The organism is Paenibacillus sp. Cedars (genome assembly GCF_003184205.1).
GTDB lineage: Bacteria > Bacillota > Bacilli > Paenibacillales > Paenibacillaceae > Paenibacillus_AQ > Paenibacillus_AQ glucanolyticus.
Map to the genome: position 1 here is coordinate 275815 of NZ_CP020866.1, position 16342 is coordinate 292156.

Annotated in this window: 18 protein-coding genes and 1 riboswitch; of the genes, 16 read left to right on the forward strand and 2 right to left on the reverse strand. The window is 49.6% G+C overall.

Annotated elements, in window-relative coordinates:
• Window positions 1-31: 31 nt before the first annotated feature.
• The 3 genes from B9D94_RS02755 (at window position 32) to B9D94_RS02765 (ending at window position 1877) form a co-directional block, all read left to right on the forward strand.
• Window positions 32-442, forward strand: a complete 411-nt coding sequence (locus tag B9D94_RS02755) for a VOC family protein (RefSeq protein ID WP_006212842.1) — start codon at window positions 32-34, stop codon at window positions 440-442.
• A gap of 184 nt (window positions 443-626) precedes the next feature.
• Complete coding sequence (locus B9D94_RS02760; protein ID WP_040681070.1) at window positions 627-1055, forward strand: MarR family winged helix-turn-helix transcriptional regulator; 429 nt, start codon at window positions 627-629, stop codon at window positions 1053-1055.
• Window positions 1056-1220: 165 nt separating this feature from the next.
• Window positions 1221-1877, forward strand: a complete 657-nt coding sequence (locus B9D94_RS02765; protein ID WP_148246416.1) for an FMN-dependent NADH-azoreductase — start codon at window positions 1221-1223, stop codon at window positions 1875-1877.
• A 302-nt stretch (window positions 1878-2179) separates the two neighbouring features.
• Here the strand turns inward: B9D94_RS02765 and cls are convergent, their stop codons facing one another.
• Window positions 2180-3628, reverse strand: coding sequence for a cardiolipin synthase (gene cls, locus B9D94_RS02775; RefSeq protein WP_063477825.1), 1449 nt, complete (start codon window positions 3626-3628; stop codon window positions 2180-2182).
• A 226-nt stretch (window positions 3629-3854) separates the two neighbouring features.
• On the opposite strand from cls, the gene B9D94_RS02780 reads away from it, so the two are divergent.
• The 4 genes from B9D94_RS02780 to B9D94_RS02795 all read left to right on the forward strand — a co-directional run bounded on the left by B9D94_RS02780 (window position 3855) and on the right by B9D94_RS02795 (window position 7509).
• Window positions 3855-4934: an AI-2E family transporter gene (locus B9D94_RS02780; RefSeq protein WP_006212838.1), complete on the forward strand. Its 1080-nt coding sequence runs from the start codon at window positions 3855-3857 to the stop codon at window positions 4932-4934.
• A gap of 218 nt (window positions 4935-5152) precedes the next feature.
• Complete coding sequence (locus B9D94_RS02785; protein ID WP_148246417.1) at window positions 5153-6100, forward strand: VOC family protein; 948 nt, start codon at window positions 5153-5155, stop codon at window positions 6098-6100.
• 1 nt (window position 6101) lies between these two features.
• A complete protein-coding gene (locus tag B9D94_RS02790; RefSeq protein WP_148246418.1) occupies window positions 6102-6713 on the forward strand; it encodes a flavin reductase family protein in 612 nt (203 codons plus the stop codon).
• Window positions 6714-6765: 52 nt separating this feature from the next.
• Complete coding sequence (locus B9D94_RS02795) at window positions 6766-7509, forward strand: SDR family NAD(P)-dependent oxidoreductase (protein WP_006212835.1); 744 nt, start codon at window positions 6766-6768, stop codon at window positions 7507-7509.
• A gap of 70 nt (window positions 7510-7579) precedes the next feature.
• On the opposite strand, the gene B9D94_RS02800 is transcribed toward B9D94_RS02795, so the two are convergent.
• Window positions 7580-8536 carry an exosporium glycoprotein BclB-related protein gene (locus B9D94_RS02800; RefSeq protein ID WP_301337239.1) on the reverse strand — a complete coding sequence of 319 codons (957 nt, stop codon included), beginning with the start codon at window positions 8534-8536 and terminating at the stop codon, window positions 7580-7582.
• Window positions 8537-9033: 497 nt separating this feature from the next.
• Window positions 9034-9178, forward strand: a riboswitch (cyclic di-AMP (ydaO/yuaA leader).
• A gap of 385 nt (window positions 9179-9563) precedes the next feature.
• On the opposite strand from B9D94_RS02800, the gene ehuB reads away from it, so the two are divergent.
• From ehuB to B9D94_RS02845, 9 genes are read left to right on the forward strand one after another with little or no spacing between them, the layout of a single operon-like run.
• Window positions 9564-10382, forward strand: a complete 819-nt coding sequence (gene ehuB / locus B9D94_RS02805; RefSeq protein WP_228030115.1) for an ectoine/hydroxyectoine ABC transporter substrate-binding protein EhuB — start codon at window positions 9564-9566, stop codon at window positions 10380-10382.
• 1 nt (window position 10383) lies between these two features.
• Window positions 10384-11037: an ectoine/hydroxyectoine ABC transporter permease subunit EhuC gene (gene ehuC, locus B9D94_RS02810; protein ID WP_036643586.1), complete on the forward strand. Its 654-nt coding sequence runs from the start codon at window positions 10384-10386 to the stop codon at window positions 11035-11037.
• Window positions 11038-11040: 3 nt separating this feature from the next.
• On the forward strand, window positions 11041-11703 hold the full coding sequence (ehuD, locus tag B9D94_RS02815) for an ectoine/hydroxyectoine ABC transporter permease subunit EhuD (protein WP_148246420.1): 663 nt from the start codon (window positions 11041-11043) through the stop codon (window positions 11701-11703).
• 12 nt (window positions 11704-11715) lie between these two features.
• Complete coding sequence (ehuA, locus tag B9D94_RS02820; protein WP_148246421.1) at window positions 11716-12558, forward strand: ectoine/hydroxyectoine ABC transporter ATP-binding protein EhuA; 843 nt, start codon at window positions 11716-11718, stop codon at window positions 12556-12558.
• Between the two features lie 44 nt (window positions 12559-12602).
• Window positions 12603-13115, forward strand: a complete 513-nt coding sequence (gene ectA, locus B9D94_RS02825; RefSeq protein ID WP_006212828.1) for a diaminobutyrate acetyltransferase — start codon at window positions 12603-12605, stop codon at window positions 13113-13115.
• A 16-nt stretch (window positions 13116-13131) separates the two neighbouring features.
• Entirely contained in the window at window positions 13132-14424 is a 1293-nt protein-coding gene (gene ectB / locus B9D94_RS02830; RefSeq protein ID WP_148246422.1) for a diaminobutyrate--2-oxoglutarate transaminase, read from the forward strand.
• A complete protein-coding gene (locus B9D94_RS02835; RefSeq protein WP_006212826.1) occupies window positions 14421-14831 on the forward strand; it encodes an ectoine synthase in 411 nt (136 codons plus the stop codon). The genes ectB and B9D94_RS02835 overlap by 4 nt, the downstream gene beginning before the upstream one ends.
• The gene (gene thpD / locus B9D94_RS02840; RefSeq protein ID WP_036643579.1) at window positions 14828-15736 is read left to right on the forward strand and encodes an ectoine hydroxylase; all 909 of its coding nucleotides are present in this window, start codon (window positions 14828-14830) and stop codon (window positions 15734-15736) included. Before B9D94_RS02835 ends, thpD begins: the two co-directional genes overlap by 4 nt.
• A complete protein-coding gene (locus B9D94_RS02845) occupies window positions 15733-16263 on the forward strand; it encodes a DUF2179 domain-containing protein (RefSeq protein ID WP_006212824.1) in 531 nt (176 codons plus the stop codon). The genes thpD and B9D94_RS02845 overlap by 4 nt, the downstream gene beginning before the upstream one ends.
• The last annotated feature ends 79 nt before the right edge of the window (window positions 16264-16342 follow it).

Consider the following 16342-nt stretch of genomic DNA (forward strand, 5'->3'; position numbering starts at 1 on the left):
AGTCTATCAAATAAAATGAGGTGATCCCGAGATGGCGTTGAAATGCGATAATATTTTTGTGAACCTGCCTGTAAAGGACCTGGAGAAAACGAAGGAATTCTTCTCGAAAATCGGTTTTGAATTTAACGCGCAATTTACGGATAAGAACGCAGCCTGCCTGGTAATCGGCGACAATATTTTTGCGATGCTGCTCACCGAGGATTATTTCAAAACCTTCACGAAGAAAGATTTGTCCAATGCGGCCAATACAACGGAAGTTATTCTGGCATTGTCGGCAGACAGTCGTGAGCAGGTAGACGAAATCGTGAATCATGCACTCGCTGCAGGGGGATCGCCTTCCAATGACCCGGTGGATCATGGATTTATGTATGGATGGAGCTTCCAGGATCCAGATGGTCATCTGTGGGAAGTCATGTACATGGATCCGGGTCACGTAGAATAAAAGTGATTCACATTAAAAGCACAAACCGTAATGAAGCATAGAAACCATAAAATGAAGCGGCGGAAGACTCCAAGTGTTATGGGGAAACTGCCGCTTTACTTTTATTTGGAAATCCATTATATATGTATGTGCAAACAATAAATGGTTGATCATCGTGATGAACTTAGCGAAAGAGGTAGCCATGATGCTGAATACGTATATCAAAGAATGCCTGTACTTTACAGCCAATCGTCTTAGCCGGGTGATTACGAAAATGGCAGAAGACGAGTTTGCCGCAAGTGGATTATCACCAACGTATGCTTATCTACTTATGGCTGTATATGAGAAGGAAGGGATCTCGCAGAAGGAATTAGGCGAAATTCTCCATCTTCAGCCTTCTACGGTTACCCGACTGATTGAGAAGCTGGCCGTCAAAGGCCTCGTGTATAATCGGGTAGAGGGAAGGATGTCGCTGATCTACACAACGGATAAAGGGAAAGCGCTCGAAGAGGTTATTCACGAATGCTGGAACCATCTGCGCAGCCGGTATGGTGCCATCTTAGGCAACGCTGAAGGCGACGAATTATCACTGCGGCTCTATGAGGTTAGCGATCAATTAGAGAATAAGGACTGAGGTCTTTATTTTCACGAATTATAATTGTATGTACAAACAAATTTAATATAAAATAATGAGCTTCACAACTGAATCTTGATTCTAACAAGGAGGTGGATCCACTTCGTCATTACGGGTTATCGGTTATCTGGAACAAACAACATATTAAAGGAGTGAATGGTTCATATGGAAAGAGTACTTGTCATTAATGCCCATCCTAGAGTTGTAAGTGCAGATTCTCTAAGCTTGCAGGTGTTGGATCATTTCATAAGCCAGTATCGCGCACATAGTCCTGAGAGCGTGCTCGAACAGATTGATTTATATCGAGAGCATGTGCCTGCCATTGATGTGAATTTGTTGAACGGGTGGGAGAAGCTTGAAACCAGGGAGCTTCTAACAGAAGATGAGGAGAAGGTGATGGGCCGGATGGCAGAAATCTTGCAGCAGTTCAAGAGGGCTACGAAATATGTGATCGCTATGCCGCTGCATAATTTTAACGTCCCTTCCAGGCTGAAGGATTATTTGGACAACATCATCATACCGCAGGAAACGTTCAGATACACCGAAAGCGGTTCCGAGGGACTCCTTACGGATGGGCGAAGCGTTGTGGTGATTCAGGGCAGTGATGGGATATATACCGAGAACGATTGGTATAGTGAGGTTGAATATTCGCATAAGTATTTGAAATCCATGTTCGAATTTCTGGGCATTACCGATTATCAGATCATCCGTGCGCAGGGGCACGCTGTTCTGGATAAAAAGGATATTCTGGATACAAGCCGTTTGGCAGCTGCCGAGATTGCCGAGCGGTGGAGTGGAGATAAACCGTCAGAGGTAGGTTAACCGGTGTTGGAATAACACATCCATTGAGTTTTCAATAAAAACGTTATACCAGCCGAGGCTCTCTAACCACGGAGCTAATATGAGAAGAAGGCCCTCCAAGGTAACTTGAAGGGCCTTCTTCGTTTAATTGATTTGAGCTTCTGTTGTAACTTGCCATAATACGCCGAACTTGTCCTCCAGCACACCGAACAGCGCTCCCCAGAACTGAATCTTCAGCGGGTCAAAGACCTTGCCGCCCTCTGCCAGTCGGTCAAAGTCTTCATGTGCATCCGAATCTATTTAAAGCAGTGTACGGGTTCGTCCTACAGAATAGGTGACAGCAGGCGGGAGATCGACTCCTTGAACTTGACCCATCTCGAGCGTTCAAGATACTGCTTCATGGTGAGCTGGCTGGATACACGAAGATCATGGTGGAATATTCGAGTCAATCGTTTCGACAGCTGCTCATCGTACAGGAAGGCATTCACTTCGAAATTGAGCTTGAAGCTGCGAACATCAATGTTCGCCGTGCCAACGGATGAGATTTTCTCATCAATGATGATGGTTTTGGCATGAATGAACCCGTTATTGTATAGATATACGTTAGCACCCGTTCTCAGCATCTCCCCGATGTAGGACAAGGTTGCCCAGTACACAAAGGGATGATCCGGTTTATCCGGGATCATCAGGTGAACCTCTACACCGGACAGCGCCGCAATGCGAAGCGCATCAAGCAGGCTTGCATCCGGGATAAAATAGGGCGTCTGGATATAAATTGATTGTTTGGCGGACGAGATCATTTTGATATAACCGTTCTTGATGTGCTCGTATCTTGAATCGGGACCGCTGGTGACAATCTGAATGCCGACATTACCCGGTGAATTGATCTTGGGAAACAGATTGGATTCATAGGAGATGTCATTATGGTGAGAAGCCTGGTTCCAGTCCAGAATGAAACGAACCTGCATCGCGTAGACGGCTTCGCCTAAGATGCGCAGATGGGTATCACGCCAATACCCGAATTTGGAGTTCAGGCCCAAATACTCATCCCCGACATTAAAACCTCCGACATAGCCGATATTGCCATCAATGATCGCCAGCTTCCGGTGATTTCGGTAATTTAAGCGCAGATTAATGAAGCGCAGCTTGGAAGGGAAGAAGGCTTCGGCTTCACCACCAGCTTCGCGAAATGCCTTGAAGAATCCCTTGGTTAATTGACGTGAGCCGAGCTCATCGTATAGAACCCGGACTTTCACGCCTTCTTTTACCTTTTTGGTTAACAGGGTCATCAACTTCTTGCCAAGCTCATCACGACGGATAATATAGTATTGAATGTGTATGTAGACTTTGGCTTCCTCAATATCCTGAAACAGTCGTTCAAACTTCTTGCGTCCATCCGTGAAAATCTCGACGTCGTTGTCGTCCGTAAGAATAGCCTGATTTTCGTTGATGTGCATATGAATCAAATCGCTGTTATCCTTGGCGGCCTGGTTGCGAAACGGGTATTCCCCGGAACTCATTCCTTCCATCTGGGACAGTAACACCTTCTCAATACCGGTTTTCTGCAGGTCATCCCAATGAAAGAGTCGGATTCTTCTTAAGTTTTGAGCGAACAGCAGGTACAGAATAAACCCGAGAATGGGTATAAAGGACAGCACCAACAGCCATGCCCAAGTCGAGCCGGCATCCCGCCGTTCCCTAAAGACCACGAACATGGAGAACACAATATTCAGAATGATGATCAGACCAAGAATAATGGAAGTAACATGCATGTTTTTTATTATCCTCCTAAACTATAGCCTTGCCCTTGCAATGCTTCATATTATACGTGAGCCGTTAGGAGAAGTATATATCCGCAGTATGGCGTGCAACCGATGTTTTTAAACGGTGGATGCGGCAGCGTCTTCATTTCATACAAGCTGTCACGGTTGCTATTTGTATCACAACTCGTTGTCATGATACGATGATTGAAAAAAGTAGGAGAAGGGGCATGCTGTTTTGCTGAAAATGAATAAGTTTTTCAAATTGTGTCTTGCCGTGATCCTGGTTCTGATCATTATTTACTTGGGATCGCTGGTGAATTTTATATTCAGACCGATTCTTTCGTTCTTCTCCATTATCCTCGTGCCTTTGATGCTATCGGGATTTTTCTATTACCTGCTCAGGCCGCTGGTTGATCTTCTGGAAAAGCGAAAGCTCAATCGCTCGCTGGCGATTCTGCTCATTTATGTCGTATTTGCCGGTATATTCACGGGATTCATTATCGGAGTGTGGCCGTCCCTGCGTGATCAAATCATTGCGCTTGTGGACAATGCGCCTGCGTTGTTTGCTGCATTAGGGGAACAGCTGCAGGAATGGGAAAATAACGGTTTGTTCAAGGAGATATTTCCGGAGGATTCTAATCCACTTACCCAATTAACCGATTATTTGAATCAAGGCTTTACGTTCCTCACGAATTACATTATGAATCTGTTCTCGATTGTATCGAACTTTGCCATTGTATTGTTTACGTTCCCGATCATGCTCTACTACATGCTGAAGGAAGGCGGGAAGTTCGGGAAGATGATTGTCAGCTTTATGCCGAACCGCTTCAAGGAAGTGGGTGCTTCGGTACTGGATGAAATCAATAGCGCACTCAAAGGGTTTATCGTGGGACGGGTGCTCGTCAATTTGGCTTTGGGCGTCTTGATGTACTTCGGCTTCCTCATTATTGGGCTGCCGTATGCCTTGCTGCTTACAGTGGTAGCGTTCTTTGCAAACTTTATTCCGTTTATCGGGGCCATTCTGTCCTCCATCCCGATCGTTATCATCGGGTTCATCCAATCCCCGGGAACGGCAATCTGGTCCCTCGTTGTCATTCTGGCCGCTCAGCAAGTTCAGGATAACCTGATTGGTCCGTATATCTTTGGTAAACAGTTGGCCATTCACCCGATTACAATCATCATCCTCGTCCTGGTGGGACAGGATCTTGGCGGGATTATCGGAATTCTGATCGTGGTGCCCGTGTATATGATCATTAAAATTGTGGTTACCAGAGTGTATCAGCTGTTCTTTAAGGAAAAATGGGAAAAAGCTTGAGCTCAGAAATGAGCTGAATGTAAAAAGTGAAGCCGTTAAGAACGGGTATTCGTTCTTGACGGCTTTTTTATGAAGGGAAAGGGGCTTGGAACAGAATATCTTGCTTGACAACAAATAGGAAAATATATAATCTTTAATTAAAGATATTATAAATTGAGATTGTATTCAAATAACTATGATCATCTACCAAATAACGTTCGATAAGGGGGAGAAGAAACATGACGTTACAAACGGCAGGCATTCATCATATTACGGCTTATGCACAGGATCCGCAGAGGAACGTTGATTTTTATACTGGCGTGCTTGGGTTAAGAATGGTGAAGAGGACGGTCAATTATGATGCGCCAGAGGTATATCATTTGTATTTCGGGGATGAGGCAGGGCAGCCAGGAACGATTATTACGTTCTTTCCGTCTTCTGCTTCGCGAAGAGGCATGCATGGAGGGGGGCAGGTCGGTTATATCACATTTGCAGTGCCTCAAGGCGCTCTTTCCTACTGGGAGCAGCGGTTGCGGAGTTTTGGCGTCTCGGTTATGAAAGCGTTCAGGTTTAATGAGCCTTATCTTCAATTCTCTGATCGTGATGGGCTTCGCCTGGAACTGGTTGAGCGGGACAGCGGATCGATGAGCGGGTGGAGCGTGGATGACATTACTTCGGAGACAGCAATTAAAGGATTCGGCGGTGCGGTGCTGTTCAGCAGCAAGTGGAAGGACACGAAGGAGGCACTTGAGCAGGTACTGGGACTTACATTCATTGGGGAGGATGTGAACTATGCCCGGTATGCGTCCGCGGGACCCTGCGGGAATATGATTGATCTTCCGATGCGGGATATCTCTTGGGGCGCTGGAGGTGCCGGAACTGCTCATCATATTGCTTGGCGGGCAAAAGACGATATAGAACTCGGTGAATGGAAGGAATGGGTGAAGAAGTACGGGTACGCATCCACCGATATGATGAACCGCAATTATTTTAAATCGTTATATTTTAGGGAACGAGGGGGCATATTGTTTGAGATTGCCACGGATGTGCCTGGATTTACGATGGATGAGGATCTCCGTTCATTGGGTGAACGATTGAAACTTCCTGCGTGGTTGGAGCCGGAACGCCTCCGAATTGAGGAAGGACTGGAGCCGATCCAAATTCGTACACTGGAGAGGGGCAAGTGAAATGATATCCATTGATCCAAAAGTCCAAGACGAACGGGACAATTACAAACTTTTGATAGGAAGTGTTGTCCCCCGACCGATCGCTTTTGTTACAACATTATCAGCGGATGGCGTGCTGAACGCGGCACCGTTCAGCTATTTCTCGATCGTGTCCAGCAATCCTCCCATGCTATCCGTTTCGGTTCAGCGAAAGAATGGCATTACAAAGGATACGGCGAGGAATGCCATGCTTAAGGGTGAGCTTGTCATCCATATCGTGGACGAAGATAACGTAGCAGCCGTGAATGAAACAGCTGCGAATCTTCTACCGCATGAAAGCGAGATTGAACGAACGAATCTGACGCCGGTGGCCAGTGAGGCTGTTGCCGTTCCCGGCATTCAGGAAAGCAAGATTCGCATGGAATGTGTACTGGAACAGGCGGTTGCCTTGAATGACGCAGAACAGAGGCCAGCTGCTGATCTGCTGATCGTCCGCGTGGTAAGGTTTCACGTATCGGAGGAACTTTACGAGAAGGGCCGGATTGATGCTGCCAAGCTGAAGCCTGTGAGCCGTATGGCGGGGAACATCTATGCTGCTCTGGGAGATATGTTCACCATTGAGCGGCCATTATAACGCAGGCGAGATACGATAAATAATTCAACGATATAGGAGGAGTGGTTAACGGATGAGATTTCAATCGAAGGTTGTTATCGTAACAGGAGGCGCCAGCGGGATTGGCGAGGCAACGGTAAGGCTTTTTGTTAAAGAGGGAGCCAGCGTTGTTATTGCGGATTTCTCTGACCGGGGACAAGCTGTTTCAGACGAATTAAGTGCAGCGGGGTTTAACACCCTGTTTGTCAAAACCGATGTAACCAAGGAGCAGGATGTTGCCAACATGGTTGAACAGACGGTCAAGCAGTATGGGCGTGTGGATATCTTGTTTGCGAATGCAGGCATTGCGCATGACGCTCCCGCAGATCAGTTAACGATGGAGAATTGGCAGAGAACGATTGATATTAATCTTACAGGCGTGTTTCTCTGTGATAAATATGTAATCCAGCAGCTGTTATCCCAGGGATCGGGCGGGGCTATTGTAAACTGCGGATCGATCCATAGCCATGTCGGAAAAGCAGGAGTAACCGCATATGCTTCGGCTAAAGGCGGCGTTAAGCTGCTGACGCAGTCGATGGGCGCTGATTATGCCTCCAGAGGAATCCGGGTCAATGCAGTGTGCCCGGGTTATATCGATACTCCGCTTATTCAGGGAAGAACTGAAGCGATCACGCAGCACTTGGTCGGCCTGCATCCGATGGGGCGCTTGGGGCAGCCTGAAGAAGTAGCTAAAGCCGTGCTGTTTCTTGCCAGCGAAGACGCATCCTTTATTACTGGCACCACCTTGCTGGTGGATGGCGGATATACAGCGGTTTAAACCATATGAAGAAGCCCCGAGCATGCTCGGGGCTTCTTTGTTATATATGACAGATACGGGATAGGGCAAATTATATAATGCTGACGCCAGCACTGCCGTAACCGGCAGTTGCAGTGATCAGAGTCAGACCTGTTGCTGTTGTGGAGAATACCATCAACAAGCGGGTATTTGCTGCAACCGGAATAGCCAGGCCATCCAAGAAGCCGTTGCTGACCGTACCCAATGTGACTGCGCCGGTATATGGGGGAGCCAATGTGACAAGGGCACCGGGGATTGGCGTGAAGATATTGCTTGTAGCCGGAGCGCTGTACAGCTGGGCTGTGACCGTAACAGTAGTTCCAAGCAGGTCGAGTGCCAAGGTGTTGCTGAAGGTTGCGGAAATTGCCGTGATGGTGCCTGCGCGTGGCGTATTAAAAGCAAAGTCAAGCGCAGTACCTCCCGCACCCGTAAGGTCGATCGTTCCGCCAGCGAGCGTAACGGTTGGACCCGAAATACCGAAGCCTACGAGACCAACCGTTCCGACCAAACCTCCAACAATGGTTGTAAGCGCAAGAGGTATGCCGGATGCGAAAGGAATGATCGCTCCTCCACCTGGCAACCCAGTAGCCCCTGTTGGCCCAGTAGGGCCGACGGCTCCAGCAGGACCAACGGGTCCGATCGCTCCAGCAGCTCCAGCAGCACCGGCAGGTCCGACAGGTCCAACAGGTCCAACGGGTCCTGCAGGTCCTGTTGGACCCGGAATGCCTGTTGACGATCCAGCAGGTCCAGCAGGCCCAATTGGCCCAGCTGGCCCGACCGGTCCAACGGGTCCAAGAGCTCCAACCGGCCCCACAGGTCCGACTGGTCCAAGAGGTCCTTGCGGTCCAACCGGTCCGCGGGGACCTCTGACACAGTGGCGACGAATCGGCTTGTGTCCACCTTTACCACTATTGCCGTTATCAGGACATCTTTTTTTCTTGGCGTGCAGTACTTTTTTCTCTATCTTTTTAAGAGCACACAATTTTCTCTTTCTAGAAGAACGATCCAAATCAAGCACCTCCTTTAGATTTGCTTTATACTACGCAAATGCTCTCTTAGCCGCATGGGTTAACAGCTTATAAATGATAGATATATACCTATTATTTTAAGAATGTACGATAGCCTCTGAGGAATCAGTCTATAAACGAATAGCGAAAAAAAGCGATCGTGATGATATTTGGAATAGCGAAATTGGGGGCTAACAGAGCTTATAATGGATCGTGTTGAAAAAAAAATCTGTTTCCAAGTTAAGGGCTTGTCTACTCTGCATCGTTCATGATTCATGTCATGAATGATCTACCGCATGAATTATCTGTTATCTGATGGGCGCAATGCCTGCTGTATAGCGAAAAACACACCTCCGAACAAGGAGGCGACAGGCAGGGGACAGCCATGAATTTGTGGAGATTATGGCTACTAATAAGCCTTGGAAGAGCGCTGATTTCACCTCCGATTTTCCAGAAAATGCAGCTCCAGGGGTTTGACTTTTACTGAGCTTCCCTTTATCATGAACACACGCTTAGTTTCCGGCATACATTTCCGGAGAGCGGGGGAACCAGTTTCATCAGGGGCGAGTCACTTGAATTCACGAGTGTAGGGTACCATCTTACCCGAGTCCGTCAGCTAACCTCGTCAGCAGTGGATGGGTCTTGTATACATAATGGATGTTCATAACAAAGGCCCTTTATTCTCTATAGGGGCCTTTTCTCTATTTTTTGACCCCCTGCTGGCGGAGCTATGTCTAGATCCCCTGTTTGGTGGTCTTTTTGTATTCTGCAAAAGAGGAGGGCAATGCCTGCTAATGTTTAGCCAATTGAATCAGTCAGACGGTTTGGGTTTACAAGGCACAGGGAAATGGATGCAACCTCTCCCCTGAGCCCCCGGACTGTGCAAGTGTGTCTGAATGTCACATATCCGAGTTAACACATGTGTTAACATGGATAATTTACTCATGCCGTTTTTAGGAACAACAAAGTCATTGCGAAAGGTTGTGGAAGGTGTTGAAGAAAGTTGTTGTGCTGTTGTTGTCATTGGTTATGGTGGTATCGCTCGCGGCCTGCGGCGATAAGGGGAGCACGCTGGAACGGGCCAAAGAGCAGGGGTATATTACCGTAGGTTTTGCCAATGAAAAGCCTTATGCCTACAAAGAGGCCAGCGGGGAGCTTACAGGCGAAGCCGTTGAGATTGCCCGTGTCATTCTGGAGCGACTTGGCATTAAGGAGATGAGAGGTGAGCTTACGGAGTTCGGCTCCCTGGTTGCCGGGCTTCAGGCGGAACGGTTTGACCTGATCACTGCAGGCATGTTCATCAATCCGGACCGCTGCTCCGCCGTTTTGTTTGCTAATCCGGAGTACAGCATAGGGGAAGCTCTTGCCGTGAAGCAAGGGAATCCAAGTGGACTCGGAAGTTACGAAGATATTGCCAAGGATGATCAGGCGAAGGTGGCCGTCATGACTGGCGCGGTTGAAATCGGCTATATGGAGAAGTCAGGCATCCCTTCGGACCGGATCATACAGGTTCCCGATCAGGCCTCGGCCATCAGTGCCCTCCAGGCAGACCGGGTGCAGGCGATTACCATGACGGGACCGTCCCTGCAGGCGATGCTGGATTCGGCCAGCGATGACAACATCGAACGCGTCGCGGATTTCGAACAGCCGGTCATCGACGGTGAAAGCGTTCGGGGCTATGGGGCCACGGCATTCCGTCAAGCGGATACCGAATTCCAGGAGGCTTATAATGCGGAGCTTGAAAAAATGAAGGAGTCAGGTGAGCTGCTAGAGATCTTGCAGAAGTTTGGATTTACCGAAGAAGAGCTGCCGGGCGAGATGACAGCCGCTGCGCTTTGCGGTGAATAGTATGCCGAATTCATGGATCGATTTTCTTCCTACTCTGCTGAAAGGAGCGGAGATTACGGTTTTGGTCGCCTTCTTTTCAGCTGTTCTGGCCATTGCCATGTCCTTCGCAGCTGGTTTATCCAGACTGTCGAAGCTGTGGATCGTCCGCACGGTTACAGCCGTGTATGTGGAAATCTTTCGGGGAACCTCCTTGCTGGTGCAGCTGTTCTGGTTGTATTTTGCTCTTCCGTTTATCGGCATTGAGCTTCCCAAAATGCTGGCAGCCATCCTTGCGATTGGATTCAACTTTGGCGCATATGGCTCCGAGATTGTCCGAAGCGCGGTGCTGGCTGTTCCAAAAGGACAGTGGGAAGCTTCGGTGGCGCTTAATATGAAGCCATGGCAAAGGATGTGGAATGTTATATTGCCTCAAGCTTCACTGCGAATGCTCCCGCCATTCGGAAATCAGCTGGTGGAACTCATCAAATCTACGTCACTTGTCTATTTCATCACGATGGCGGATCTGACGTATCAGGCCATGGTGCTGCGCAACAACTATATTTCCTGGACAACCGAGATTCTGGTGCTGCTGCTTCTTATGTATTTTGTCATAGCTACGCTTGTCTCGATGGCAGTTCGGCTGCTGGAGCGTAAATGGACGGCGGGGAGGCTATAGCGGATGTGGGATTGGAATTATGTGTTTGATATCCTGCCGGAATTGCTGAGTGCATTAAAAATGACGGTATGGGTGACGCTCTGCGCTTTTGTGGTGGCCTTGATAATCGGGCTGCTGCTTGCCTTTGCTGCTCGAAGCCAGTGGAAGCCTGTGTCGCTCATGACCAAAGGTCTTATCGAATTTATCCGCAATACACCGCTGCTGGTTCAGGTCTTCTTCCTGTACTACAGTCTGCCGCTCCTTACCGGAATCTCCATTCCGGCCTTCTATGCCGGGGTGATCGGTCTTGGGCTGCATTACAGCACGTATCTGTCCGAAGTGTATCGTTCTGGCATCGAAGGGGTCCCCAAGGGGCAGTGGGAAGCTGCAACTGCTCTGAATTACACGAAAGCCCAAACCTGGCGGAGCATTATTCTGCCGCAAGCGGTGCCGCCTATTATTCCGGTGCTGGGCAATTATTTGATTGTCATGTTTAAGGAAACACCGATTCTGTGTGCCATTACGCTTGTTGAGATGATGCTGACAGCCAAGAATATCGTTTCCCAGTCGTTTCGTGCATTCGAGCCGTATACGCTGGTTGGCATTCTGTTTCTAATTATCAGTTATATCGCGTCTTTGCTGGTGCAAAGGCTGGAGAAACGAATGAATCTGCAGCGTGGAAAATAAGGAGGGAGTCTATTGAACGCAGTAGTAATTGATGCGTTTGCCGGAGCCGAGGTGCCGCAGCCTGATCCAAGCCCGGCAGCGGAAGTGAAGCCGATGGTGAGATACAAGGGCGTGACGAAGTCGTTTGGTAATCTCCAGGTGCTTAAAGGCATTGATCTGGAGATGCAGCCTGGAGAAAAGGTGGCTGTTATTGGTCCGAGCGGCTCGGGCAAAACGACGATGGGGCGGATGTTAATGACACTGGAGGAACCGACTGAAGGCACCATCGAGGTTGATGGTGAGCTTCTCTGGCATATGCAAGAGAAGGGCAGGCTTGTTCGGGCAAACGAGAAGCATTTGCACCGAATGCGCTGCAGCGTCGGTATGGTTTTTCAGCATTTTAATCTGTTCCCGCATATGAGTGTGCTTCGCAATGTGACGGAGGCCCCGCGCAAAGTGCTGGGTTTATCCAAGGAGGAGGCGGAGGAGCGGGCCGTCTCCATGCTGGGCAAAGTCGGCTTGGACGACAAGCTGAAGATGTACCCGGCCAATCTGTCCGGGGGGCAGAAGCAGCGTGTTGCTATCGCACGAGCGCTGGTCATGCGGCCGAAGGTGATGGTGTTCGACGAGGTGACCTCGGCTCTGGATCCGGAGCTGGTAGGCGAGGTGCTGGAGGTGATCCGGGAAATCGCGGAAGAAGGCGATATGGCGATGATGCTGATTACGCATGAAATGGATTTTGCCAAGGAAATCGCCGACCGGGTCATATTCGGTGCGGACGGCTTGATCGTCGAGCAGGGGACGCCGGAGGAGATATTCGATAATCCCCGGAGCGAGCGGCTGCAAAACTTTCTGCAGCGATTCCGCTCTAATTGAAAAATGACCAGGGGACTGATCATGGAAAGAGGTGCTTGTATAGAATGATTGTTGATACTGGAGTGGACATCGTTTATCGCAGACCGGAAGCGCAGGATGGCGCCCGGGTGTGGGAGCTCGTAAGAGATACCGGATCACTAGATCTGAATTCCCCCTATTGCTATATGCTGCTTGGAGACTATTTCAATGATACCTGTATGATCGCCGAGCACGAAGGAGACATCATCGGTTTTATCTCTGCATTCCGCTCACCGCGTAATCCGGAAACGCTGTTTGTATGGCAGGTGGCCGTTGCCGGCTCGCATCGGAGGCAAGGGATTGCGAAGGCCATGCTGACAGGACTCATGAACCAGAGGGCATGTCACGGCGTTCGCTTCATTGAAACAACGGTATCGCCAAGCAACATGGCATCCCGCCGGTTATTTCTCGGTTATGCCGAGGAGAAATCCATTCCCAGCACCGTAACCGTAGGTTATGGAGCGGAGATGTTCCCGGATGGAACGTCACATGAAGATGAGCCATTATTCGTGATAGGCCCTTTTTTCAATGACATTTAGACCAATGGAGGGAATTATGGACAATCAAGTCATGGAGAAACCGAAGCTTACGGTGTTTAACAATCTGGAATCGGAAGTAAGAAGTTATTGCCGCAGCTTCCAGACGGTCTTTGACAAGGCTCGGAATGCAAGGCTGTGGGATACGCAAGGCAATGAATACATTGATTTTTTTGCCGGCGCCGGCGCGTTAAATTACGGACACAACAATGAGAAGATTCGACAGAAGCTGGTTGATTATATGATGCAGGATGGTGTTACACACAGTCTGGATATGGCTACCGAAGCGAAGGAGACCTTTCTGACCCGCTTTCAGGAAGTCATTCTAAAGCCGCGAGGCTGGGATTATAAAGTGATGTTCCCCGGTCCGACCGGCACGAATGCGGTAGAGGCAGCGCTCAAGATCGCGCGGAAGGTGACAGGGCGCAGCACCGTTCTGTGCTTCACGAATGCCTTTCACGGCATGTCCCTCGGCTCACTGGCTGTTACCGGCAATTCCTTCAAGCGGCAGGGTGCTGGCGTGGATCTGAGCCACTCGGTATTTATGCCTTATGACGGTTACTTCGGCGATGACGTGGATACGATGGCATATATGGAGAAGCTTCTGGATGATCCGGGGAGCGGTATTCCGCTTCCGGCGGCGGTTATCGTTGAAGCTGTACAAGGTGAAGGCGGATTGAATGCTGCGAGCGGGGAATGGCTGCAAAAGCTTGCGCGCATCTGCAAGGATAAGGGGATGCTGCTCATTCTGGATGATATCCAGATGGGCTGCGGCCGAACGGGTCCGTTCTTCAGCTTTGATGATGCCGGTATTGAGCCGGACATCATATGCCTCTCGAAATCGATCGGCGGCTTCGGCTTGCCGATGGCGCTCACGCTGATGAAGCCGGAGATCGATATTTGGGAGCCGGGCGAGCATAACGGCACCTTCCGGGGCAACAATCTCGGATTCGTTGCTGCAGCGGCAGCGCTGAATTATTGGGAAACGGAAGATTTTCAGCTTGATATCGGTATTCGCGAGAATCAGATTCGCGAATCCTTGGATTGTATAGCTAAGGATTATCCACAGCTCAGCGGTGAAATACGGGGCAGGGGGCTGATCCAGGGATTTGCCTTTAATAAGCCGGAGCTCGCAGGCAGATTGTCTGAAATCGCCTTCGAGCAGGGACTGATTATGGAAACGTCAGGTCCGCACAGTGAAGTAGCGAAACTCATGCCGCCGCTGACGATTGAGATGGACACATTGGAGCAGGGATTGGGGATATTTATAAACAGCGTGAAACAATTAGCAGCAGAGGAGAGGTTGTCATGATTGTTAAACATTTGGAAGAGATTGTGGATACGAAGGACGATATCGATGCGAAGACTTGGAATTCGAGAAGACTCCTGCTCACCAAAGACGGCATGGGCTTCTCCCTCAATGACACCATCATTAAGGCCGGAACCGAGACGCTGATCTGGTACAAAAATCATGTCGAGGCTGTTTATTGCATCGAGGGAGAGGGTGAGATCCAGGTGGTCGGGGGTGAGACTTACCCCATCTCTCCGGGGATGATGTACGCACTGGATGGACATGAGAAGCATTACTTGAGAGCTCGTTCCCAGATGCGGATGGTCTGCGTGTTCAATCCGCCGCTGACGGGGGCTGAAGTTCATGACGAGGAAGGAACCTACCCGCTGCTTGCCCCCATATCGAACAAAGGAGATGACATGCGATGAGTCATAATCAGGTATCGGCGTTTCAGGAAAAAGAGATGGACGTTTATCCTTCAAGATTGCATTCAGAGCCAAGACTCTTAAAGAGACAGGATCCTGTGGTGTATTCGGACTGGACACCGGATGCTTCTATAACACTGGAGCAATCCGAATTCTATGAGCGCAACGGATATTTGTTTCTGGAAGGTTTCTTCGATCGGGAGGAACTGCAGCACTATCAGGCGGAAGCCCGCAGTCTACAGGTGACCGCGAGAGAGTCGGAGAAGGATGAAGTTATTCGAGAGCCAGGCGGTGACGAAGTGCGTTCGGTGTTCGCGGTGCATCACAGCCATGCGGTATTCCAGGAGCTGTCCCAGCATCCGAGACTCCTGGCCATTGTGGAATATCTGCTGGGAAGCGAGACCTATATCCATCAATCGCGCATCAATTACAAGCCGGGTTTTACGGGCAAGGAGTTCTACTGGCACTCCGATTTCGAAACGTGGCACGTGGAGGACGGCATGCCGCGGATGAGGGCTTTGAGCTGCTCCATCGCACTAGAGGATAACTATCCCTTTAATGGCCCGCTCATGGTCGTGCCTGGATCCCATAAGGAGTTTGTGGCTTGCGTTGGCAAGACACCGGATAATCACTTCAAGGATTCGCTGCGCAAGCAGGAATATGGCGTTCCTGACCATGACAGTCTGACACGCTTGGTGAAGGAAGGCGGAATTGATACACCTGTTGGCAAAGCGGGATCGATCGTGCTGTTTGACTGCAACATTATGCACGGCTCGAACAGCAATATCACGCCTATGCCGCGCAGCAATATTTTCATGGTCTATAACAGCGTGGAAAATAAGATCGTTCAGCCCTACTCGGGTCAGAGCCCTAGGCCGGAGTACATTGCTGCCCGTGATTCTCGATGATCTCGCTGTCGCTTATCGGCTCGATCATCGGCATCAACGTAGTCTATGTCTCCATTTTTACGCTGCGCTTGATTCTGATGATCAAAGGCAGAAGAGGGGTAGCCTCTCTTCTTGCCATGCTGGAGGTATTCGTTTACTTGCTCGGCCTGAATCTTGTTCTGCAAAATCTGGACAATCCCTTTAATATGGCGGCTTATTGCCTGGGCTTCGGCCTTGGGGTATATGCCGGCAGCCGGATCGAGGAGTATTTGGCACTCGGGTACATCGTGGTACAGGTCATTGTAAATTCCGTAGAGACCAACCTGGCGATGAACCTGAGGGAGAAGGGATACGGCGTGACCGCATGGGAAGCGGATGGCAAGGACGGCAAGCGGCTCGTGCTGCAGGTTCTCGTGAAACGGAAGAACGAGCGCCGTCTGATGGAGACGCTGGGCAAAATGTCGCCGCAGGCGTTTATCATCTCTCATGAACCGAAAAGCTTCAAAGGCGGCTTCTGGGTGCGGTTGACGGAAGGTCGCAAATTATAGAACGCGTGACAAGGCATAGCCTGCTCGGAACCTGGTTTTTCGAAGCAGGCTTTTTTTATATGGCAGTATGTCGGGTTTC